This is a genomic window from Nitrospiraceae bacterium, assembly GCA_035623075.1.
Classification (GTDB): Bacteria; Nitrospirota; Nitrospiria; order Nitrospirales; family Nitrospiraceae; genus DASPUC01.
In genome coordinates this window covers 186,074-203,769 of sequence record DASPUC010000022.1, presented here as the reverse complement: position 1 = coordinate 203,769, position 17,696 = coordinate 186,074, and the positions used below count along the sequence as shown (strand labels likewise).

Sequence of the window (17,696 nt, the reverse complement as noted above, 5' to 3'; positions counted from 1 at the left end):
GGTTTTCTGGCACAGAGCCATCTTTTCCGCGCCGCGTCGGTTCCTGTTTCCCCGCGTAGTGGTCTTGAATGGCGCATCTCATCGGAAGCTGCGCATGAGCAGTTGAGAGAACGCCCTGCCGAGGTAAGGTGAACCTTAGTCTGGATTGTCTCGTTCGATGAAGGTGTCGAGTTCGTCGACAGCCGGAATGGGTTTTTTTAGTCGTTTCATGGCCGAGCCAAACGCACCGATCGTCCTGGTCCGACCTCTCCGCGAGCAGGCCTCATCCCCTTTAAGGCCATCGACCCTAAGGCTCCGTTTGCTTGAACGTCTCTATTCGTCAGGATGAGGGGGTCGATCACGTTGCCACAATTCATACAGAGCCACCCATCGTACTCCCACGTATGATCGCCGATAAAGTGCATGGCAACGCTGAGTCCGCCGCATCGGTCACATGTCATGGAGCCTCCTTCAGACATTCATCGACCCCCGGTGTTATCCCCTGACAAGCCAGACATACAGTGAAGGAGACGATCGTTTCCGATTGGGCTGCCTCTTTGATCTGAATGTCGGAACGAGACCGTCGACGTCTCGATCAGAAACCAGGCCAGTGATTTCCCCCAGCGTGGTGCAGAACGGATGTTCGGGAGGTGAACACCCGCGTGCAGAAGGGGGCAGCTTCCGCCGCATCACTGGATGGACACTGACCTGGAGTTCCTGGTCGATCTTGCGTTGTCGAATCATATGCCATCCTGCTTGATGTCAAAGACGAAGAAGCATTTCGATCGAAACAATTCTGTGTCCAATGGTTTAACGAGATATTCCCTGGCTCCCAATCTGATAGCCTGCCGCAGGCGGTCGATGAGAGTCGAATGGGACATGGCGATTACCGGTATGGAAGGGTAGCGGTCCCGTAGTTCCTGTAACACGGCCATCCCGCCGAGCGCGGGCATATCCAATTCCAATAGCACGCCGACGAATGATACATGCGGGGCTTCGCGTGCCAGCCGTGCCAGCGCTGAGATGCCACTGTCTTCCCCTGTCGCGTCAAATCCCATCGCACGAAGTCGATCACAGAGAGCCACACGGAAATCATCGTCATGGTCGATAACAAGAATACGACGCTGCATAGACAGCTCCTCACCAGGCCGAGGCGTGATCTCCGCGGATGCGCGTTGTCGAGTCAGTGACGCCGCTCTCATGAATCTGCCCTCTTGTTTGCTCCCACAGTGTGCCGCTTGGTCCTCTGCTCAGCCCAACAACGCATTGGGCCGCCCATTGTGTGGAGTGATCGAAGGTCTACCGATCTCAATCCCGTGGAACAGTAAGGATAGTCAGCGATGTAATCTTCCAATCCTCTTCGGTACGGACACAAACCTTCCTGCCTTGCCTGACGACGATAATCAGTGTCCCAGCCGTCCATTCGGACGAAGATGCATCACGGTGTCAGTTAAGAGATGTTCACGGAGACGCGAAGCGCGTCGACGATGCTGTCTTCTGTCCCTGAAGGTACTGACGATCAGCAACATAATGGCGGCGACCACGATGAGAGCCGTCGGATCTTCGAAAAAGGGAAAAAGGTCTGCGATCGGCATGGTGCCCTCCTTGCGTCAGAAGATCATTTGTGGGAAAAAGGAGAAGATGATGCCTGTAGCCTCACTCGGGGTTCGTTCTACCTCGCCGAATTCGGACGCGAGGCTCCCTCTGACGATCTTCAATGACGATCATGATTTGTTGGGGCGCGCTGCACTGATAGTCTGGCATTCCAAATGCCCGGAGACGAAATGATCCTTGCGTGGTTCGAACCGTTTTCTGAGTTCCTACTTGAGAGACGAGGTCGTCATCCCACAGTGTGCAGTCCTGTTCCCTGACTCGGGCTCCCAACTTGACGATCTCGATACGCAGGTCATTTTTCGACAAGGTAGTCGCGTGATGTCCGTCACACTTGCCCATCAGTTGACGGGCTTGTTCGTTGGCGTACTTCAACTGCATCGCATGTCCAAAGACGACGATCCCAGGCTCAAGCCTGGAACTGGGTGACACGTATTCCTGAAGGCTGCGACCGTCCATATACGTTGCTACGCCCTGATCCGGCGGTCAGCGGTCGATTCTGCACGCGGTTGGTCCGGCTGCCCGTACGTCAGCAGCTGACGGTAGAATGTCTCGCACGTTTCACAATAGACATCGACCACCTGCAGGGATGACAGCACAAGTCGGTAATGAGTCAGGAATCCCGATAAGTCTTCCCATTCCCCCGGGCCGCCCTGCTCTCTGTAAAACCGTCGTACCCGACGGCACAACAGGCAACGATCCACGAGCTGATCTTTGCACACGTTGGTCGTGATCGCCTGAACCGATGACATCCTACGCCACTCCTTTTTCATTCGGTATCCACGTGTCATGTCCGAAGAAGGCATGACCGGCATACCGTTCGAGTGGTCCAGGTTGAAGGTCCCGAATGACCGCCCTGAGCCTGCCGCGCAAGTTGCGCCGTCCCACTTTCGAGAGAAAGGCCGAGGCCCCTGCAGAAAATGCCGCTGCGACGTATTCTTGCTCTTTGTGATTACTCAGGAAAATAATCTTGACGTCAGGCATGAGGGCTTTCACTTGTCGAACCGCTTCCAGACCGCTCATGATCGGCATGTCGACATCGGAAATAATAACCTGCGGCTGTAGTTTCAACGCTGCGGCCACCAAGGCATTTCCGTCGCTGACTGTACCAACGACACAGAAGTCGTCTGAGAGCAAAGCGCTCAGGTAATGCAGGAGCGGCGGGTGTTCATCGGCGAGCAGCACACGCACTTTCTTCATGTGAACCCTCCTTGGACGCAGCCCTGGACCGGCCAATGGGCGTCGCTCGGTTATCTCTTACATGTGTACTCAATCGCACGAACCAGCAGAACTAGGGATATGCCTAGGAGACCCAAGAAAGACTACCGGGTAAGGGAAGGTAGGGTGAGATGATGCTGGGCGGACGGGGTAGTTACTCGGAAGAGATCAGTCCGTGGGTGAGTGCATATTTCGTGAGTTCAGCGGTGGTGTGAAGATCGAGTTGTTCCATGAGCTGCGATTTGTGGAACTCAACTGTTTTGGGGGAGATATTGAGGACGCCGGCAATCTCCTTAACCGTTCGGCCCTCGGCGACCAGCTGAAGGACCTCGCGCTGACGCACGGTAAGTGTGTCGCGCTGGATCAAAGGGGCTCGTCCGCCTGCAAGAGCGGAATGGACCAGGTTCTTGGCGATCAAGGACGTCACATAATAGTTCCCGTCCATCACGGTGTGAATCGCTTGAACAAGTTCGGATCCGGCGGACCGCTTGAGGAGATAGCCTGAAGCTCCCGACTTAAAGGCCTCGCTGATATAGGCTTGATCTGCGTGCATCGTGACGAAGATCAGTTTGGCCTGCGGAGCGATCTTGCGTAGCCGACGGGCTGCATCGATGCCATTGAGCTGAGGCATCGAGATATCCAGTGTGATGACGTCCGGTCGGTGCCGCTCCGCAGCTTCGAGCAGGGCCCGTCCATCTTCGACTGCGCCCACAATCTCGCAATGCTCCTCTAGGAGTTTCCGGAATCCGTCGAGGACAAGGGTGTGATCATCAGCGAGCAGCACGCGCGGTTTGTTCATAGATGGTCCTCGAATTGCGGGACCCGGACGCATACGTGCGTCCCTTTCCCTACGGTGGAGGCGATGTCCAATGATCCGTTCACTAAGGCGATCCGCTCTTTCATGCTCAGTAATCCCAATCCGTTTCGCACCGAATGAGGATCAAACCCGACGCCGTTGTCGGTGATCACAATCATGAGAGACTCTCGCGTCCGGCTGAGTTCGACGGATACCGTCGATGCCTGCGCATGCCGCGCGATGTTTCCCAAACTCTCCTGAGCGACCCTATACAAACATGTGGCGATATTCTGTGGAAGTGTTTTTGATACACCATGGTTCGCGAATTGACCGGTCGTTCCGGTCCGAGCGGTGAAGTCGTCCACTAACCGTTGGAGCGCGATGGGGAGACCGAGGTCGTCGAGGATGGAGGGATGTAACTGGTAAGCCAGGTGCCGAACGTCCTCGGAGAGTTCAGCCACTCGGTCTTGAACAGCCCGGACGACTCGACCATGCTGTTCTGGTGTCAGAGACAGCGGCCGATCGAGAACCTCCAGCTCGACCGCGAGGAGGGCTAACCGTTGGTTGATGTCGTCGTGAAGGTCGCGAGAAATACGCCGCCGTTCCTCCTCCTGTACGCGAAGTAACTCCGCAGCCAAGGATCGCAACTCATGGCGACTTGCGTCGAGCATTCGTTCGGTGTGCATTCGTTCGGAGACTTCCGTCACGAGCGCCTGATTGACTGACGCCAAATCCTTGGTGCGTTCCCGTACACGTTGTTCCAGCTCCTCGTTCATCCGGGTGAGTTGTTCCTCGTGTCTGCGGCGTTGCTGGAAGTATAAGACCGGAGTCCATATGATCACCAGACTGAACAGCCGGTTGCTGAGAGCCACCCACAGAGGAATGTTAAATATATCAGGACTCAATACGAAACCAACAAGATTGAGGATGGTGCAGACGCTTGCGACTACGAGAGGAAACGTCGTCCCCATGGAGAGAAAAGAAATCAGAAGCGGGACCACGTACAGAACCTGGTTCGTCAGACCACGAGGCGTCAAGATATCGAACAGAAAAATGCCCACCGTCAATGCGACGACGACACCGACGATAAGCCCCTTTCTTGCCTGGGTATGCATCGAGAGTGCTCTCGATCGAATTATGAATTATCCTCCCCCGTAGGTGAATGGTTCAAGCAGAGGGAGTGCCGGAACATGACGGTGACACGGACGATGATAACGTTCTGATACGCCGGAGGTGGTGTCCGTTGAGACTGCGCCTTGGGGTCTGTATGTTCCCACATGCTCCGACAGAGTTTTCCGCGTGGGAAGGGGAGCAAAGTCGCATTGAACGGGAAGATGCGGCAGCGATGGAGCCGTATACGCAGGGAGACTCCTTCGAAGCGTTGAAACGTTGTGAAGGCTCGGTACCGGGAGACTGACTAGCGGCTAATCCTCGGTCGCGACTGTCCACTCGACCAGACGCCCGTGTCTGAACACGAGATTCCACTCGTACGAGCGATCATACATGGCCTCGTAACGAAGCCGTGCCATCGGTCCAACGCTAAAACGGGCGGTCGGTTCGCCGTAAAGCTTGATGACGTGGTCGATGGTCACGCCAAGTTCAATTCCCTTCGCGGTTCTGATCGGCAGGGATGTGCGTATCGGGGCGTAGCATACTCCCGCGATGGGAGGGTCCTGGGACACTGTGATTGCATCCACATGGGCATTAACGTCAAGTCGGAGATAGCTTGAACCTTTAGCTCCTGCTACGTTGTACAAATAAGAAATCGTATCTCCGGTCGAGTTTGGAACCAGGCAGGGGGATAGGCCAAGCTTCCGTTCCACTTCCGGTGCCGCATCATGCCCGGCTACCACGGTCGCCAATTCCCAATCGTTGGGGCCCATCGGCGCAGCGCTGGCGAATACGGTAAACCCGAACACGAGCAAGCCCGTTAATGCCAGCATCACCCAGAATAGTTCCCGGTCACCACATTTGTTCAACCACGTCCGCACGGTGGAGCCCTCCTTAGACCGATCTATAGCCATACGCCTCCGTCCAGACGGCAGCAAAGCATGTGCCAATCGAGAAAGGCGAAAATGGCCTGCATTTTAGAGGTTAACGGGGAAAATTTGAGCGGTCCCGCACAGGTCGCACTGTGCGTACGGTCGCGTACCGGGAACTGAGGATCGAGGCCCTCGACAATGACTTTACAGTTGAGGAATACTCCTGCCGAGGGAACTGGGAAGGGGAAAGCCGGCACACTGTCACCGGTCGATGCGAAGAGACGGTGGCCTATCGCTTGGCATCGTCGCCGGATCCCATCCTAAAAGAAGCTCGAGTGGACGGAGCAGTATTGAACCTGTGACAGGTAAGGAAAGTGCAATCTGATGGGAGGAGCAACTATGCTGTGGCCACTAGGTAGAAAGCCGGCTGTTGTGAAATGGTTTATGTTCGCGGCAGTGTTGGTGATGCCGTTGTCGGGGGCGGCGGAAGTTTCTAATGACCTCCTGGTTCGATATCTTCTCGCCACCGTCCAAGCGTTCCGCACGGTCTATGTTGAGTTTGTCACAGAGCGGGTCAAGCAAGTGAACATCCAAGCCAAAGAAGATTGGGTGAAAGATAGCCATTCGATCATGCTTCCGTTTCAGTTCGTGAAGGTGGCAGGGCAGGAACTGAAAACCTTGGTCAAAGGAGTGGATGTGGGCCTTGTGTCGCTGACCCCTTTGTATACGTCAAACTTTCCCAAGACCGAGGCGGAGGCGGAGGCTCTGAAAAAACTCTTGGCCGATCCCAAGCTGAAAGTCCTGACATTCAACGATGGGAAAGAGTTCAAGGGGCTTTCCGCTGACCTTGCGATCGAACAGAGCTGCGTGGACTGCCATAATCATCATCCTAATAGTGTTAAACAAGATTTCAAAAAGGGAGATGTGATGGGAGCGATCGTGGTTAGACTGAGACTGTGATCAATCGTCCCGTACCCCGCGTGAGCGGGCAACTCACTCCATCATGTGTGTGACGTTCTCTGCCCCGTGAAAACGGAGGAGAGGTCACAATTTCGCAGATGATAATTGGCGGGACCGGCAAAGCGGAGCGTCATGTCATTACCGACGGTGGTATTCCTCTTCGACGTCGATAATACGTTGCTGGACAACGATCGGGTCACTGCCGATCTGAAAGAACACCTGCAACGGGAAGTAGGTCTCAAGCGAGAACAGCTCTATTGGACCATCTTCGAGCGGCTACGCAGCGATTTGGGCTATGCTGATTATTTGAGAGCGCTGCAACAGTATCGTGTGGAATACCCCCGCGATCCTCACGTGCTGACAGTCTCGCGGTTCCTCATCAACTATCCGTTCGCGAGCCGGCTGTTTCCTCAGGCGCTGAGTGTGCTCGATCATGTCAAACATTGGGGTAAGGTGGTGATTTTGTCGGATGGCGACGTTGTCTTTCAACCGTGGAAGATCGAACGTTCCGGGTTGTACGCCGCTGTCAACGGCAACGTCTTGATCTACATTCACAAGGAGCAGGAATTGGATGACGTTGAGCGACGATTTCAGGCCGATCACTACATTCTTGTGGACGACAAACTACGGATTCTCACTGCAGTCAAGAAAAGCTGGAGCAGCCGCGTCACCACGGTTTTCCCCCGACAAGGTCACTATGCGAGAGATCCCCAGGCGATCGCCGGTCTTCCTGCTCCGGACCTTGCTATCGAGCAGGTCGGTGACCTGCTTCAGTACGATCTTCAAACACTGCATGCCCTCGCCCGCTCCGAATAACCCTATCGTGCGAGCACTAAATCATCAGGTTACAGCGGGGAACCCTAGGCGCACGACGACAGAAGTGGGATGCACCCGACGAGCGGCTCGAACAACGAACACACGACTACGGTACGAAGAGACGCTCTCCCTGCTTGCATCACCAAGCGACAGAGGGAAGCTGTTCTTTAGTGTACTGATTGGCCCTTCACGATCGCTTCGGCTTTCAGCCAATCCTCCACATCATGGCCGTCTTCTCTGCCGCGCTGCTGATACAGTTCATAGGCAGCCGCTGCAACACGGTGCACGATGTCCCCGTGAGATCCATTGAGGTTGCCTCTCTCGTCGGGGCGCGCGCCCTTAATCAGCTTCTGAATTTGACGTTGTTTTTTCATCGGCATGCTCCTTTCTTGTTCAAGATCAATCACGCCCAAAGTACCAATCCCTCGGCATCAGCAGGGAGATGGTTCTCCTCTGATGAAGTGTCACCAATCACTGAAGCCCCTGTTCGATCAAACCTGATTCCACATCTAGATGCTTATTCTCCAGGTTTTGTCGCTGTTGACGGAGTTCCTGAAGGGCTTTCGCATACTCTTGCTGGTGCTGCCGCCACTGGTCCAGCAACTGCTTCTTCTGTTCAGGCTGAGCGGATGCCCGCTGGAGGCTATCCCGGGCCAAAACCAGATGATCACGCTGTAAGACCCATTGTTGACGGTGCAGTTGCCAGCCAGATAAATCGAGAGCCTGCAGGTCCTGCAGCACGGGAGGTGTTTTGGTCGAAATCTGTTGTGCGTCGGTCATACGTTTCGACAGTGCATTGATATTGCCGTTCAGCTGGGTAATGCCTTTTGTTAAAAGGTCAACGACCGGATCGCTTGGCCCGAGATTATTGTGCTCTCCATGGCTTGTACCGACACAGGCAGTGGCACCTATTGCAAGCACTCCGACTAAGACCCACGGTCTTCGTACCTTCATAGGTCCTCCTTCACGGGCAATTCCGACAACTTAGTGTAGTCCACATTCCAGATTACTTCCCAGCTACATAACGAATGGCCGTCCCGGTCAACACTTCTGTTCGCCCAGTCTGGTCAGCAGCTCCTTGTACAAAACTCCAGGGATCGTAGTAGAAGGGATTCCACCACCCCCAGCCGCTTGCGTAGGGGCTGAAGCTGTCCGCCGTCGGTCCGAGGGTCGATTCATAGAGAGGACTCGGCCCCATCATGGATTCCAAAACGTCCGATCTCCCCAGCACCACCGCGTCGGCTCCCATCGATTCTGCACGAGCCAAGATTTTGTCGCGCATCTGGTCCTCATCCGCAGTCTGGCTCGTCGCGATAATCCGGGCCAGATCGATATGCGGAGCACCGGGCTCGGACTCCAGCCACTGCACAGGAATATGATTGTTGCGCGGCGGATACGACTCATGGGTCAACGGCTCGACACGCACTGACACACACCCGACCAGCATCGCACAGGCACAGAAGAGTAGTCCGTGGCCGGCAGTATCGATGAACGAATGGTCCGATGAAATGATCCGGCAGGGTATGGTGAGACTGGGACGGATGGTGTTTCTTGGCGAGCGGCTGGGCATGAGTCGCCAACCTATGTAAAGCCCTAGCGATAACGAGTTCATTGATCTGTCTTAAGATCGTTCACGTTCGCCGTTTCTGTATAGCGGATGGCTGTTCCCTTGAGCATTCTAATCGTCTCGTCGTACGGGACTGCAACGCTGCCGGAGTACATTCCTCCCCACGGGCCCCATCCTCCAAATGGGCCACCATATCCGCCGCCATAGCCCCAAGGACTGCCATAGTATGGACTGTAATAGCCCCACGGGTTATAGACTGGCTCATACGCTATTTCATGAGTCGTTTGAGTTTGTGGCTTGTCAAACACGACGGCATCGGCTCCGAGAGTCGCCGCCCGACTCAAGATCTTTCGCTGCAAGCTGCCGAAGCTCAGCGAGGTATCGCCGATCCGCAATTCCGCAATTTCTCGATATGGTCGCGTTGGGTTTTGCTGCAGCACGGCCACCTCGTCGGCGGAGTTCTTGGGCGGAAATGTCTCGTTCGTCAACAGGATGGTGTCTACCTTTGCGCAAGCAGAGATGAGAAGGTAGAGACCAACGACCGGTAGCGTTGGAACGGACCGCTTCATGCGGGGCTGCCTCCGGCTCCAATACGCAAGAGGGTGTTCGGCTCCTCACGATGTTCCGATCTGATGCAGATAGTTACATCGACAGTTTGTTAAACGCATCCAGCGCTGCGACTTTGTAACACTCCGCCAAGGTCGGATAATTGAACACCGCGCGTAGAAAGTAATTCAGCCCCCCGCCCAGATCGAGCACAGCCTGCCCGATATGAATGAGTTCGGTCGCCCCGGTGCCGATGGCGTGGGCCGCGAGGAGACGCCGGTCTTCTCGATGAAAGAGGAGCTTCACCAGACCGCTGTCGTCGCCGAGGATTTGTCCCCGTGCGATCTCTCGATATCGGGCGACGCCGGTTTCGTAGGGAACGTGCTGCTCAGTCAGCTCATGTTCAGGTGGTCCTACCATGGAAATTTCAGGAATGGCGTAAATGCCAACGGGTAAGTGCTCGGGGAGGGGTTCCACTTCGACTCCGAACGCGTGACAAGCGACCTGACGGCCTTGCGAAGCTGATGTGGAAGCGAGGCTGGGGTAGCCGATGATGTCTCCCGCGGCAAAAACATGCGGCACCTCCGTCCGATACTGTGCATCGACCTTCAACCGTCCGCGCTTGTCAGCTGTTAAACCAATCGCCCCAAGGTTGAGTGGATCTGTTGCACCGATCCTCCCGATCGAATAGAGCACGGACTCCGACACGATACGCTTCCCGGACTCCAGGGTGATCACGGCGCGACGCGGTTGATCTTCAGTCAATTCCAGCCGTTCGACCGCCTCACCCAATCGGAAGGTAACGTTCCGATTACGCATTTGGTGCATCAATTCCTCAACAATTTCGGAATCGAGAAACTCGAGGAGTTGCGTCCGCTTATCCACCAGCGTCACGTTGATCTTCAGCGCGGCCAGCATCGACGCGTATTCGACACCAATGATACCTCCTCCGATCACGACCATCTTCCGAGGAAGTCGCCCCAATTTCACCATATCGTCACTGGTGAGAATGACTTGTCTGTCGACGGGTACACCATCAGGTCGCGCGGGTACCGTGCCGACCGCGATCAAGATGTTGGCGGCTGTGATGAGTCTCGATTCGTCTTCGTTTGTAACGACGACGGTATGCGTATCCTTGAAGGAAGCTTGGCCTTGAATCAGTGCGACATCATTTCGGCGAAGCTGATCCGCTACCACTTCGACTTCGCGTGTCGTCACGTCTTCGACACGCGTCAACAACTGAGCCGTCGTGGGTCGGCTTTCGAAATGATTTCCCAGGTGATGTTCAATATGATCCGCTGTGGATACGAAGGAAACGACTGCCTCGCGAAAGGTCTTGCTGGGAATCGTCCCGGTCTCGACGCAGACCCCGCCGAGAATGCGTCGGCGTTCGACGACAGCGACTCGCTTTCCCAGTTTCGCGGCTTGGATCGCCGCACGTTGGCCGGCCGGCCCGCTGCCGATACACAGGAGATCGAAATCGTACGCTGGCGCCATCAGTTCGCCTTCATACCGTTTCTAAGGGCGGAAGTCATGCCTCCCAGCTCTGGCCGTGTCCAATTCCTGATCACGGGCGAAGGAGAGGACGTCAGACTCTTCTTCAATCCGGGACGAAGTCAGGCGTTTGACTGGTCGATGCGATTATAACCTGTTCGATGGCTTCTTCAATGCGGTCGAGGCCCATTTGGGCTTGCTCCCTGTAGTAGGCATATCGAGGTTCAGCAAAGTTGGCGACGACGAAACTAAACATCTCTTCCGCGAATCCGGAGTGTCCTTCGTCTTGAGCGGCTTGTCCGGCCAACAAGGTACACGCAGCAGCCATGGCTTTGGGGTCCACCGCAAAACGGGGAGGAGGATCCGCCAATGTCTGCTCGATGACTTCAGGCAGTAACCGAGCTGCACGCGCAGCTTGATCCATGAGGCTAACAGCGCGATTCAACTGTTGAGCGTCCTGCCACTTCTGAGTCACATGGGGGCTCGACTGGCAATGGGTGTACTGTTTCCACGAATTCACGAAGACCGCGTCTTTCGACGCCCGTGTCTCATCGAGTGGTTGGATCCCCTGGCATCCGCTCAAGAGAGTCGCTGCGACATAAACGTGCCACCGCATTACGCTCTCCTTCTATCAGGACACGCGAGCGATCGTCTGCTTCCAACGATCTTCGGGCGTTTGCAGCGTTGCCGAACGAAGCACGCTGAGTACATGTTGGGTGTTATACGGTTTGCGGACGCATGAGAACGCTCCCCGTTCGGCTGCGTGATCGACGAGGTCTTCGGTATCACCGGAGAGAAGAATGACCGGGGTATTCGGCCAGACCACTTGGCTGAGGACCAAGAATTCCATCCCGTTCATCCGCGGCATGTAATAGTCCGTAAGTACCGCATCAAAGTGTCTTTTTTTCATCTCGTGCAAAGCCTCAAGCCCGTCAGCGGCAAGATGGACGTTATACTTCGCCTGCTGAAGCAAATCGGCGAGAAACTGCCGGGCCTCTTCGTCGTCGTCCACGACAAGAACCCGCTTGCCATATCCATCCATGAGCTCCTCCTCTCTTCTGTAGGTTTCCCTATGGTCGAACGACTCGATCACACCCTCTCCCTTCACGGCAAACAGATCTGGCTCGAATTTCCCGCCCTGTAAGTCTGGAGACTTCCACTCGACGATGAGTTCACAAAACTGCTACTCGATCCGCGTCACCGAAAGGGTATGGCCTTCCTGCGAAATTCTGGCTTCGATCCTGTCCCCGGGATTGGCTCTCTGGGGGACTTTCGTGTCGCGGCTGAGTTCCAGACGCAGCTCTTCACCTGTCCGAGTCGTGACGACATAGGACTTGTCCACGATCTCAAGGATGTCCTCGCCTTGAGGGGTCTTGGCCATATGAAATTCGCCCTCGACCGTGGACACTTCCCCAGTGACGGTCTTGGAAGCGGACGGATCGGAATGAGGTTGAGCCCCGACCAGTGTAGCGACCAGGCTGAGACCGGTTGCTGCGATGGCGGTACGGTTGAATTTATGACTCGGCCCCATAGCGCCCTCCTTCAAGGGTACCGAAGCAGCTGCCCACCTGCTGTCCGAATACCATTCTCGTCTTTCACCCGGAGGCAGCCTCCTGTCTGCCATTCCAGTCACGCGCTGGCGGACAAACTCGGCCAGGAACGGTTGCGATCGATGCTGTTCTCGATGTCACGGGCACTCGTCGAGAAAACCAAACCCGCGCGAGCAGCGGCGACCGACGGGTACCTACGTTGGCCGAGGTCAAACATGGCTTGGAGAATCCGTTCCTTCTTTCCCCAATCGCTCCATTGAACATGCGTGGTCGGTAGCACGAGCAGGCGCGAGAATTGGCGCGCGAGAACCGTCGCCGCGAAATTTACAGTGGGAATCATGCGATACACTTCATTGGCGATCTCATGTTCCTGGGCGTCTCCGACATACCGCTGAAGCATTTCGAAGTAGGCGACCAAATCCGGCACTGCTTCTCGAAATAACTCCATGAGTGAGGCAGCCCGCGACACGAATACCATCGTGTTCCAAAGCCAACCGTCTTGCAGCATGACATCAGCCGCTTCCTCAGAGGGTTTCTCCACGAATCGATCGACATGGCAGATCGATGTCGGTCCATCCGACAAGATCGATGGGCCGAGCTTCATCCAACCGTACTCCACTTCCGGAGATGTTGGTTCAACGGCCAGCACGATAGGGGAGTCGGAACGAGTGCGTACCAGAAAATCCGTTGCTTCGCCCACAGCGCGCATCAGACGTCGGCCCGGTAATACAAAATGATCGGATGGAAAAATGGCGACCAGTGCATAGGGATCTCTTCGAAGAATATGCACAAGAGGGAAGAGAATGCCCGGTGCCGTATCTCGGTTAAGCGGCTGAAACAATACCGAGCCGGGAGGCTTCTTGCCGAAACTTTGAAACATATATCGTCGATGATGAGCTGTGCCAACAACCACGAGCCGTTCCGATGGGATGAGCAACCGTGCTCGTCGTACGGTGCGCTCCAGCATGGTTCGCGTGCCGATCAAGGCACAGAACTGTTTAGGCGCTTCAGTACCTGTGTGCTCGCGAACAAATTCTTTGAGTCGCAGTCCATCCCCACCAGCTAATACGATTCCCCATAGTGATCCCATTGTGGTGTTCACGTTCACCTCCGTTGGGTTCGCCCGAACGAATTGCACAGTTCACTGTGTGCATATTCGAACGGTATTGGCGGAAGGGGCCCCTCCAGGAGGGGAGGGGCATAATCGCGTGGGCACTCCGCGATGACACCTTCCGGTTATATTGCTTGTGGCAGCCAACCCACTTGAACGATTCTCGGTCCTCTGGCCTTCCCTCTTCGTGACCGCATGTCATTCTGCGGTTGAGGGGCCACTCTATTGGCACATATGACGGCGTCCTCGAGGTTTCCGCAGTTCAAGCATCGCAGTGGATCTATTCCCGTGGAGCAGGCATCTTCCATGAGATCGCAAGAAGCTTCGACGACCATCAAACCACCACAGCGTTTGCAAGACATGCGGCCTCCTTACTGATTTATCTCGGTTCTGTCGATATGTTCACTACAAGCCCTCATGTGCAGAGTCGGTTCCGATGCCAAGCAAGTTACAGCAATACTGATGCCAGGGCGTTTATCATGATGCGCTTCTGCCGGCTCGATGAATGATGCGAACTACCAATGTGCAAGATAAACCCAGTGAGAACTCAAATTATTGATGTGTCATTGTGTCAATCGATGCCAGGTCGACACACAATACCTCAGGATTCTGCGAGGATGTAGAAACTGAGCGTAGTGACTACAAACGACTACGAGGTAGCCGAGTCGAGGGGTTCCGAGGTGGATGACGAGGAGTCTTTGCCCATCCCGTATCGATCAAGGCAACGGTAGAGCGTTCGCCTACTGATGCCAAGCAAGCGAGCGGCCTGTTCTTTGTTGCCTCCAGTTGAATCTAAAACTTTGAGTACGTGCTCGCGTTGGAGAGCGCTCAGTGTGCCTGGCAAATTCTCCAACTGATCCGTGCGGCTGCCTTCACCGTTGCGAATTTCAGCAGGGAGATCATCCAAAGACAACACCGTGTGGGTGGCCAGCGCCACGGCCCGTTCGATGACGTGCTCCAGTTCGCGCACGTTGCCGGGCCAAGGATAGTGGAGCAGGGCCTGCATCGCACCGGGAGACAGAGAAGCAGTCTCGGCCTGCTTCTCTGTACTATGACGAGCAAGAAAGAACTCGGCGAGCAAGGGAATATCCTCCGGTCGCTCTCTGAGCGGAGGCAACGTAATGGTGACGGTATTCAAGCGATAGAGGAGATCCTCGCGGAATCGTCCCATGTTGACCAGTTGATGAAGACTGCGCCGCGAGGCCGCAATGACCCGAAGGTCTACGGGAACGGCTTCGTTGCTTCCGACTCGCCTGATTTCTCCCTCTTGAAGGGCGCGTAACAATTTAGCCTGGCCGGCCTGGGACAGGTCCCCCACTTCGTCAAGAAAGAACGTGCCGCCGCTGGATTCCTCCAGCAACCCTCTTCGGGAGGCGTGGGCGCCCGTATAAGACCCCTTCACGTGACCGAACAGTTCGCTCTCCAACAGTGAGTCCGGGATGGCGCTGCAATTGACAGCGACAAAAGGCCGAGCTGCACGGGGGCTGTTGTCATGGATCGCCCGGGCGATCAGTTCCTTCCCTGTCCCACTCTCGCCGTGAATCAACACCGCTGTCCGGCTGCGGGCAACCTTTCCAACGACTTTAAACACCTCCACCATCTTGCGGCTCTGCCCGATCGTAGAGGCTGCCCGCGGGCGTTCACTGAACACCTTTTGTAGATGACGATGATCGCGGACGAGCCGACAATGTTCGACCGCGCGATGAGCCACCAGGATGAGCTCATCGAGGTTCACTGGCTTCGTGATGTAATCGAACGCGCCTTGTTTCATAGCCTGAATCGCAGTCTCCACAGACCCAAAGGCGGTCATCAGGATCACGGGCGTCTCAGGGGCTACGGTCCGAAACGTCTCCAGCACCTCCATGCCGGAAACCCCAGCCATTTTGATGTCGCTGAAGACCGCGTCGAATTCGCTGTGTCCCGCTTTATCGATCGCTTCCTCTCCGTCACAGGCCAGTTCAATCTCGAAATTGGCCTGCCGAAGCGCTTCCGCCAGCATTTCCCGGCTGCGGGTGTCGTCGTCCACGATGAGAAGACGGTGATCACGACTCATGGTGCTGGTCTCCTGTGCGAGAATCATCCCATACCGGCAGATCAATAGTGAAGCAGGTGCCCTGGCCAACGACACTGTGCACGGCCATCCTCCCCCCGACTGACGACACCACTCGATGGCAGATCGCTAACCCCAACCCAGTCCCGCCGCGATTATGCCGTGTGGTGAAAAACGGTTCGAATATCTTTGCCACATGATCGGATGGGATCCCGCAGCCGGTATCTTGTAGGATCAGACGGACGGCGCCTCTCTTTAACGCTGCGTCTCCGCGAAGGACGATCGTCCCTTGTATCCGTTCATCAATGGCATAGAGGGTCTTTACTGTCAATTCTCCACCGTCAGGCATAGCTTGTATGGCATTGGTCACCAGATTGAAGATCATACCGTGGAGTGCTCGTTGATCCCCGCCAACGGAGGGCAGCGGCGCTGCCAGGTCCATCTTGAACACAATGCGTTTTCCGGACAGGCTTGGTGCGATCAAACCCTCGACTCCTCGAATAACCTCGTTGAGGTCGACTGCAGCTGATCGTACCTGCAGCCTGGTCGATTCAAGAATGTGCTGTATGATGGTCACCATCCGATCAATCTCAGAACGAATGATGGTCAAATGCCGATAACGCTCCTGACGATCCGCTTGTTTCGATAACAACTGGAGGTGGCCGGATATTGCATTCAGCGGGTTTCCCAATTCGTGTGCCATCACGGCGGACAGTTCCCCCAACGCCGCTAATTTTTCGGCGCGCTCGGTTTGGATACGCGCTTCGACCAACATCGAGTTGGCCCGGTGCAATTCCTCCTTCGTCTCGGCCACTCGTCTCTTTAACATGTCGTTGAACCCTTGGATCTCTCCTAGCAATGCCTCCTTGACGGCAAGGGCCTCCCTGACTCGACCGAGCATTCGGTTGAACTGGCCGGCAACGTCTTGGAGGTCGGATGGTCCGACGAGAGGAGCCTGGCTCGTCAAATCTCCTCCCTCAGCGCGTCGCATGGCTTGCAAGAGCTGGCGGATCGGTTGGTGGACTTTCATCCGGATGAGCAGAAGGAAGACCAGGCAGGTGATGGTCACTGCGGCTATGCCGACATCTTTGGCCAATCGCCCTTCTTGCCGTATCAAGTGATCATATTTCCACACTGAATAGCGGCCGCGTAATGCGCCCACAATCTGACCGTTCAGCCGGATCGGAGCCGTGATGAGCCAGGCCCGGTCGACCAAGGAGTCATCGAAATGTGCCACGGAGCGGCCGGCCGTAAGTTCTGTTTGTTCGTGCAGGCTGAGGGTATCGGGAACGGCCTCTGGATCGCTGCTCAGGATCAACCGTGTGGAGACCGGCGTGATCTCATAGACCGAGAGTCGATGGATGCCGGGCCTGAGTTCGAAGATGTCTTGGAATGCTTCCCGCAGTGCGTCGAGGTCATGGATGTTTCCTGATTTTCCGATGATGCGGCTCACGGAACCTGCGGCACGAAGAAACTCGGCGTGAAGATTTTGGGCGGCGGCCTGCTCGATGACCAGCCGGTCGAGCAGATTCACCGCCGCGATCGTCAGGGCTACGAGGACGATCCCCGAGACCATGACCCAGGCCAACACCCCGTTGAACCGTTTGATCTTGCTCGTCATCCCGTCCTGTTCCGAATCCTCCCGACGGAGAGCCTAGAAGAGGAATTTCAAGCCGACCAGGTACCTACTCTCCCTCTCGTCGAGCGACACCTTCTGTACCCCACGTACTTCAGCCAATGTAGGGATTGCAACGAGATCGAACTGAGTCGGCACCCGTACATTCATGACCTGTTCCCTCTTGGGCGCTTCCTTCATGATGAGCAGCATTCCCTGAGAGGTGATATTCATCAGCAGGGCCATACCGTGATGGTCACGGAAGGTATCTTCATCTGCTGACCGAGTCACAGTGTATGAAATACGACGTACCGACTCGATCCGTTCGCTCTGTCGCAGATTCCACGCCACGGTTCGCCGATTCCGATCAGTGTTGGGAAAGTTATTCATTGACATCGATC

Annotated in this window: 24 protein-coding genes; 3 read left to right on the top strand and 21 right to left on the bottom strand. The window is 55.6% G+C overall.

Translation table 11 applies throughout. The features are described from left to right. Positions 1-206: 206 nt before the first annotated feature. The 9 genes from VEI50_05765 to VEI50_05725 all read right to left on the bottom strand — a co-directional run bounded on the left by VEI50_05765 (position 207) and on the right by VEI50_05725 (position 5,595). Positions 207-440: a hypothetical protein gene (locus VEI50_05765; protein HXX74614.1), complete on the bottom strand. Its 234-nt coding sequence runs from the start codon at positions 438-440 to the stop codon at positions 207-209. Positions 441-719: 279 nt separating this feature from the next. After that, positions 720-1,109 (bottom strand): response regulator, encoded by a 390-nt coding sequence (locus VEI50_05760; GenBank protein ID HXX74613.1) that lies wholly within the window; start codon positions 1,107-1,109, stop codon positions 720-722. A 273-nt stretch (positions 1,110-1,382) separates the two neighbouring features. Further along, positions 1,383-1,574 (bottom strand): hypothetical protein, encoded by a 192-nt coding sequence (locus VEI50_05755; GenBank protein ID HXX74612.1) that lies wholly within the window; start codon positions 1,572-1,574, stop codon positions 1,383-1,385. A 61-nt stretch (positions 1,575-1,635) separates the two neighbouring features. Beyond that, positions 1,636-2,049, bottom strand: coding sequence for a hypothetical protein (locus VEI50_05750; GenBank protein ID HXX74611.1), 414 nt, complete (start codon positions 2,047-2,049; stop codon positions 1,636-1,638). Positions 2,050-2,057: 8 nt separating this feature from the next. Then, positions 2,058-2,342: a hypothetical protein gene (locus VEI50_05745; GenBank protein HXX74610.1), complete on the bottom strand. Its 285-nt coding sequence runs from the start codon at positions 2,340-2,342 to the stop codon at positions 2,058-2,060. A 1-nt stretch (position 2,343) separates the two neighbouring features. Then, positions 2,344-2,790: a response regulator transcription factor gene (locus tag VEI50_05740; protein ID HXX74609.1), complete on the bottom strand. Its 447-nt coding sequence runs from the start codon at positions 2,788-2,790 to the stop codon at positions 2,344-2,346. Positions 2,791-2,962: 172 nt separating this feature from the next. Further along, entirely contained in the window at positions 2,963-3,607 is a 645-nt protein-coding gene (locus VEI50_05735; GenBank protein HXX74608.1) for a response regulator transcription factor, read from the bottom strand. Then, positions 3,604-4,719 (bottom strand): sensor histidine kinase, encoded by a 1,116-nt coding sequence (locus tag VEI50_05730; protein ID HXX74607.1) that lies wholly within the window; start codon positions 4,717-4,719, stop codon positions 3,604-3,606. The genes VEI50_05735 and VEI50_05730 overlap by 4 nt, the downstream gene beginning before the upstream one ends. Positions 4,720-5,028: 309 nt before the next feature. Beyond that, on the bottom strand, positions 5,029-5,595 hold the full coding sequence (locus tag VEI50_05725; protein HXX74606.1) for a hypothetical protein: 567 nt from the start codon (positions 5,593-5,595) through the stop codon (positions 5,029-5,031). A 143-nt stretch (positions 5,596-5,738) separates the two neighbouring features. On the opposite strand from VEI50_05725, the gene VEI50_05720 reads away from it, so the two are divergent. The 3 genes from VEI50_05720 (at position 5,739) to VEI50_05710 (ending at position 7,362) form a co-directional block, all read left to right on the top strand. Beyond that, on the top strand, positions 5,739-5,948 hold the full coding sequence (locus tag VEI50_05720) for a hypothetical protein (GenBank protein ID HXX74605.1): 210 nt from the start codon (positions 5,739-5,741) through the stop codon (positions 5,946-5,948). Between the two features lie 37 nt (positions 5,949-5,985). Next, positions 5,986-6,546 (top strand): DUF3365 domain-containing protein, encoded by a 561-nt coding sequence (locus VEI50_05715; GenBank protein ID HXX74604.1) that lies wholly within the window; start codon positions 5,986-5,988, stop codon positions 6,544-6,546. A gap of 132 nt (positions 6,547-6,678) precedes the next feature. Beyond that, complete coding sequence (locus VEI50_05710; GenBank protein HXX74603.1) at positions 6,679-7,362, top strand: HAD family hydrolase; 684 nt, start codon at positions 6,679-6,681, stop codon at positions 7,360-7,362. A 167-nt stretch (positions 7,363-7,529) separates the two neighbouring features. Here VEI50_05710 and VEI50_05705 read toward each other — a convergent pair whose 3' ends face one another. The 12 genes from VEI50_05705 to VEI50_05650 form a co-directional block, all read right to left on the bottom strand. Continuing rightward, entirely contained in the window at positions 7,530-7,736 is a 207-nt protein-coding gene (locus VEI50_05705; GenBank protein ID HXX74602.1) for a DUF2934 domain-containing protein, read from the bottom strand. A 97-nt stretch (positions 7,737-7,833) separates the two neighbouring features. Then, entirely contained in the window at positions 7,834-8,316 is a 483-nt protein-coding gene (locus VEI50_05700; GenBank protein HXX74601.1) for a hypothetical protein, read from the bottom strand. A gap of 52 nt (positions 8,317-8,368) precedes the next feature. Next, positions 8,369-8,932, bottom strand: a complete 564-nt coding sequence (locus VEI50_05695; GenBank protein HXX74600.1) for a hypothetical protein — start codon at positions 8,930-8,932, stop codon at positions 8,369-8,371. 38 nt (positions 8,933-8,970) lie between these two features. Continuing rightward, positions 8,971-9,498 carry a hypothetical protein gene (locus VEI50_05690; GenBank protein HXX74599.1) on the bottom strand — a complete coding sequence of 176 codons (528 nt, stop codon included), beginning with the start codon at positions 9,496-9,498 and terminating at the stop codon, positions 8,971-8,973. A gap of 73 nt (positions 9,499-9,571) precedes the next feature. Next, positions 9,572-10,972, bottom strand: a complete 1,401-nt coding sequence (sthA, locus tag VEI50_05685) for a Si-specific NAD(P)(+) transhydrogenase (protein ID HXX74598.1) — start codon at positions 10,970-10,972, stop codon at positions 9,572-9,574. Positions 10,973-11,075: 103 nt separating this feature from the next. Next, a complete protein-coding gene (locus tag VEI50_05680; protein ID HXX74597.1) occupies positions 11,076-11,585 on the bottom strand; it encodes a hypothetical protein in 510 nt (169 codons plus the stop codon). 15 nt (positions 11,586-11,600) lie between these two features. Then, a complete protein-coding gene (locus VEI50_05675) occupies positions 11,601-12,011 on the bottom strand; it encodes a response regulator (GenBank protein ID HXX74596.1) in 411 nt (136 codons plus the stop codon). Positions 12,012-12,152: 141 nt separating this feature from the next. Further along, positions 12,153-12,500: a hypothetical protein gene (locus VEI50_05670; GenBank protein ID HXX74595.1), complete on the bottom strand. Its 348-nt coding sequence runs from the start codon at positions 12,498-12,500 to the stop codon at positions 12,153-12,155. 98 nt (positions 12,501-12,598) lie between these two features. Then, positions 12,599-13,621, bottom strand: coding sequence for a sugar phosphate nucleotidyltransferase (locus VEI50_05665; GenBank protein ID HXX74594.1), 1,023 nt, complete (start codon positions 13,619-13,621; stop codon positions 12,599-12,601). A gap of 658 nt (positions 13,622-14,279) precedes the next feature. After that, positions 14,280-15,683, bottom strand: a complete 1,404-nt coding sequence (locus VEI50_05660) for a sigma-54 dependent transcriptional regulator (protein HXX74593.1) — start codon at positions 15,681-15,683, stop codon at positions 14,280-14,282. After that, entirely contained in the window at positions 15,673-17,301 is a 1,629-nt protein-coding gene (locus VEI50_05655) for an ATP-binding protein (protein HXX74592.1), read from the bottom strand. Before VEI50_05655 ends, VEI50_05660 begins: the two co-directional genes overlap by 11 nt. A gap of 33 nt (positions 17,302-17,334) precedes the next feature. Further along, positions 17,335-17,691, bottom strand: coding sequence for a hypothetical protein (locus VEI50_05650; protein ID HXX74591.1), 357 nt, complete (start codon positions 17,689-17,691; stop codon positions 17,335-17,337). Between the last annotated feature and the right edge of the window lie 5 nt (positions 17,692-17,696).

Coding starts and splice junctions, on each gene's coding strand:
- VEI50_05765 (HXX74614.1), bottom strand. CDS start 440: ATGACATGTGACCGATGCGGCGGACTCAGCGTTGCCATGCACTTTATC.
- VEI50_05760 (HXX74613.1), bottom strand. CDS start 1,109: ATGCAGCGTCGTATTCTTGTTATCGACCATGACGATGATTTCCGTGTG.
- VEI50_05755 (HXX74612.1), bottom strand. CDS start 1,574: ATGCCGATCGCAGACCTTTTTCCCTTTTTCGAAGATCCGACGGCTCTC.
- VEI50_05750 (HXX74611.1), bottom strand. CDS start 2,049: ATGGACGGTCGCAGCCTTCAGGAATACGTGTCACCCAGTTCCAGGCTT.
- VEI50_05745 (HXX74610.1), bottom strand. CDS start 2,342: ATGTCATCGGTTCAGGCGATCACGACCAACGTGTGCAAAGATCAGCTC.
- VEI50_05740 (HXX74609.1), bottom strand. CDS start 2,790: ATGAAGAAAGTGCGTGTGCTGCTCGCCGATGAACACCCGCCGCTCCTG.
- VEI50_05735 (HXX74608.1), bottom strand. CDS start 3,607: ATGAACAAACCGCGCGTGCTGCTCGCTGATGATCACACCCTTGTCCTC.
- VEI50_05730 (HXX74607.1), bottom strand. CDS start 4,719: ATGCATACCCAGGCAAGAAAGGGGCTTATCGTCGGTGTCGTCGTCGCA.
- VEI50_05715 (HXX74604.1), top strand. CDS start 5,986: ATGCTGTGGCCACTAGGTAGAAAGCCGGCTGTTGTGAAATGGTTTATG.
- VEI50_05710 (HXX74603.1), top strand. CDS start 6,679: ATGTCATTACCGACGGTGGTATTCCTCTTCGACGTCGATAATACGTTG.
- VEI50_05705 (HXX74602.1), bottom strand. CDS start 7,736: ATGAAAAAACAACGTCAAATTCAGAAGCTGATTAAGGGCGCGCGCCCC.
- VEI50_05700 (HXX74601.1), bottom strand. CDS start 8,316: ATGAAGGTACGAAGACCGTGGGTCTTAGTCGGAGTGCTTGCAATAGGT.
- VEI50_05695 (HXX74600.1), bottom strand. CDS start 8,932: ATGCCCAGCCGCTCGCCAAGAAACACCATCCGTCCCAGTCTCACCATA.
- VEI50_05690 (HXX74599.1), bottom strand. CDS start 9,498: ATGAAGCGGTCCGTTCCAACGCTACCGGTCGTTGGTCTCTACCTTCTC.
- sthA (HXX74598.1), bottom strand. CDS start 10,972: ATGGCGCCAGCGTACGATTTCGATCTCCTGTGTATCGGCAGCGGGCCG.
- VEI50_05680 (HXX74597.1), bottom strand. CDS start 11,585: ATGCGGTGGCACGTTTATGTCGCAGCGACTCTCTTGAGCGGATGCCAG.
- VEI50_05675 (HXX74596.1), bottom strand. CDS start 12,011: ATGGATGGATATGGCAAGCGGGTTCTTGTCGTGGACGACGACGAAGAG.
- VEI50_05670 (HXX74595.1), bottom strand. CDS start 12,500: ATGGGGCCGAGTCATAAATTCAACCGTACCGCCATCGCAGCAACCGGT.
- VEI50_05660 (HXX74593.1), bottom strand. CDS start 15,683: ATGAGTCGTGATCACCGTCTTCTCATCGTGGACGACGACACCCGCAGC.
- VEI50_05655 (HXX74592.1), bottom strand. CDS start 17,301: ATGACGAGCAAGATCAAACGGTTCAACGGGGTGTTGGCCTGGGTCATG.
- VEI50_05650 (HXX74591.1), bottom strand. CDS start 17,691: ATGTCAATGAATAACTTTCCCAACACTGATCGGAATCGGCGAACCGTG.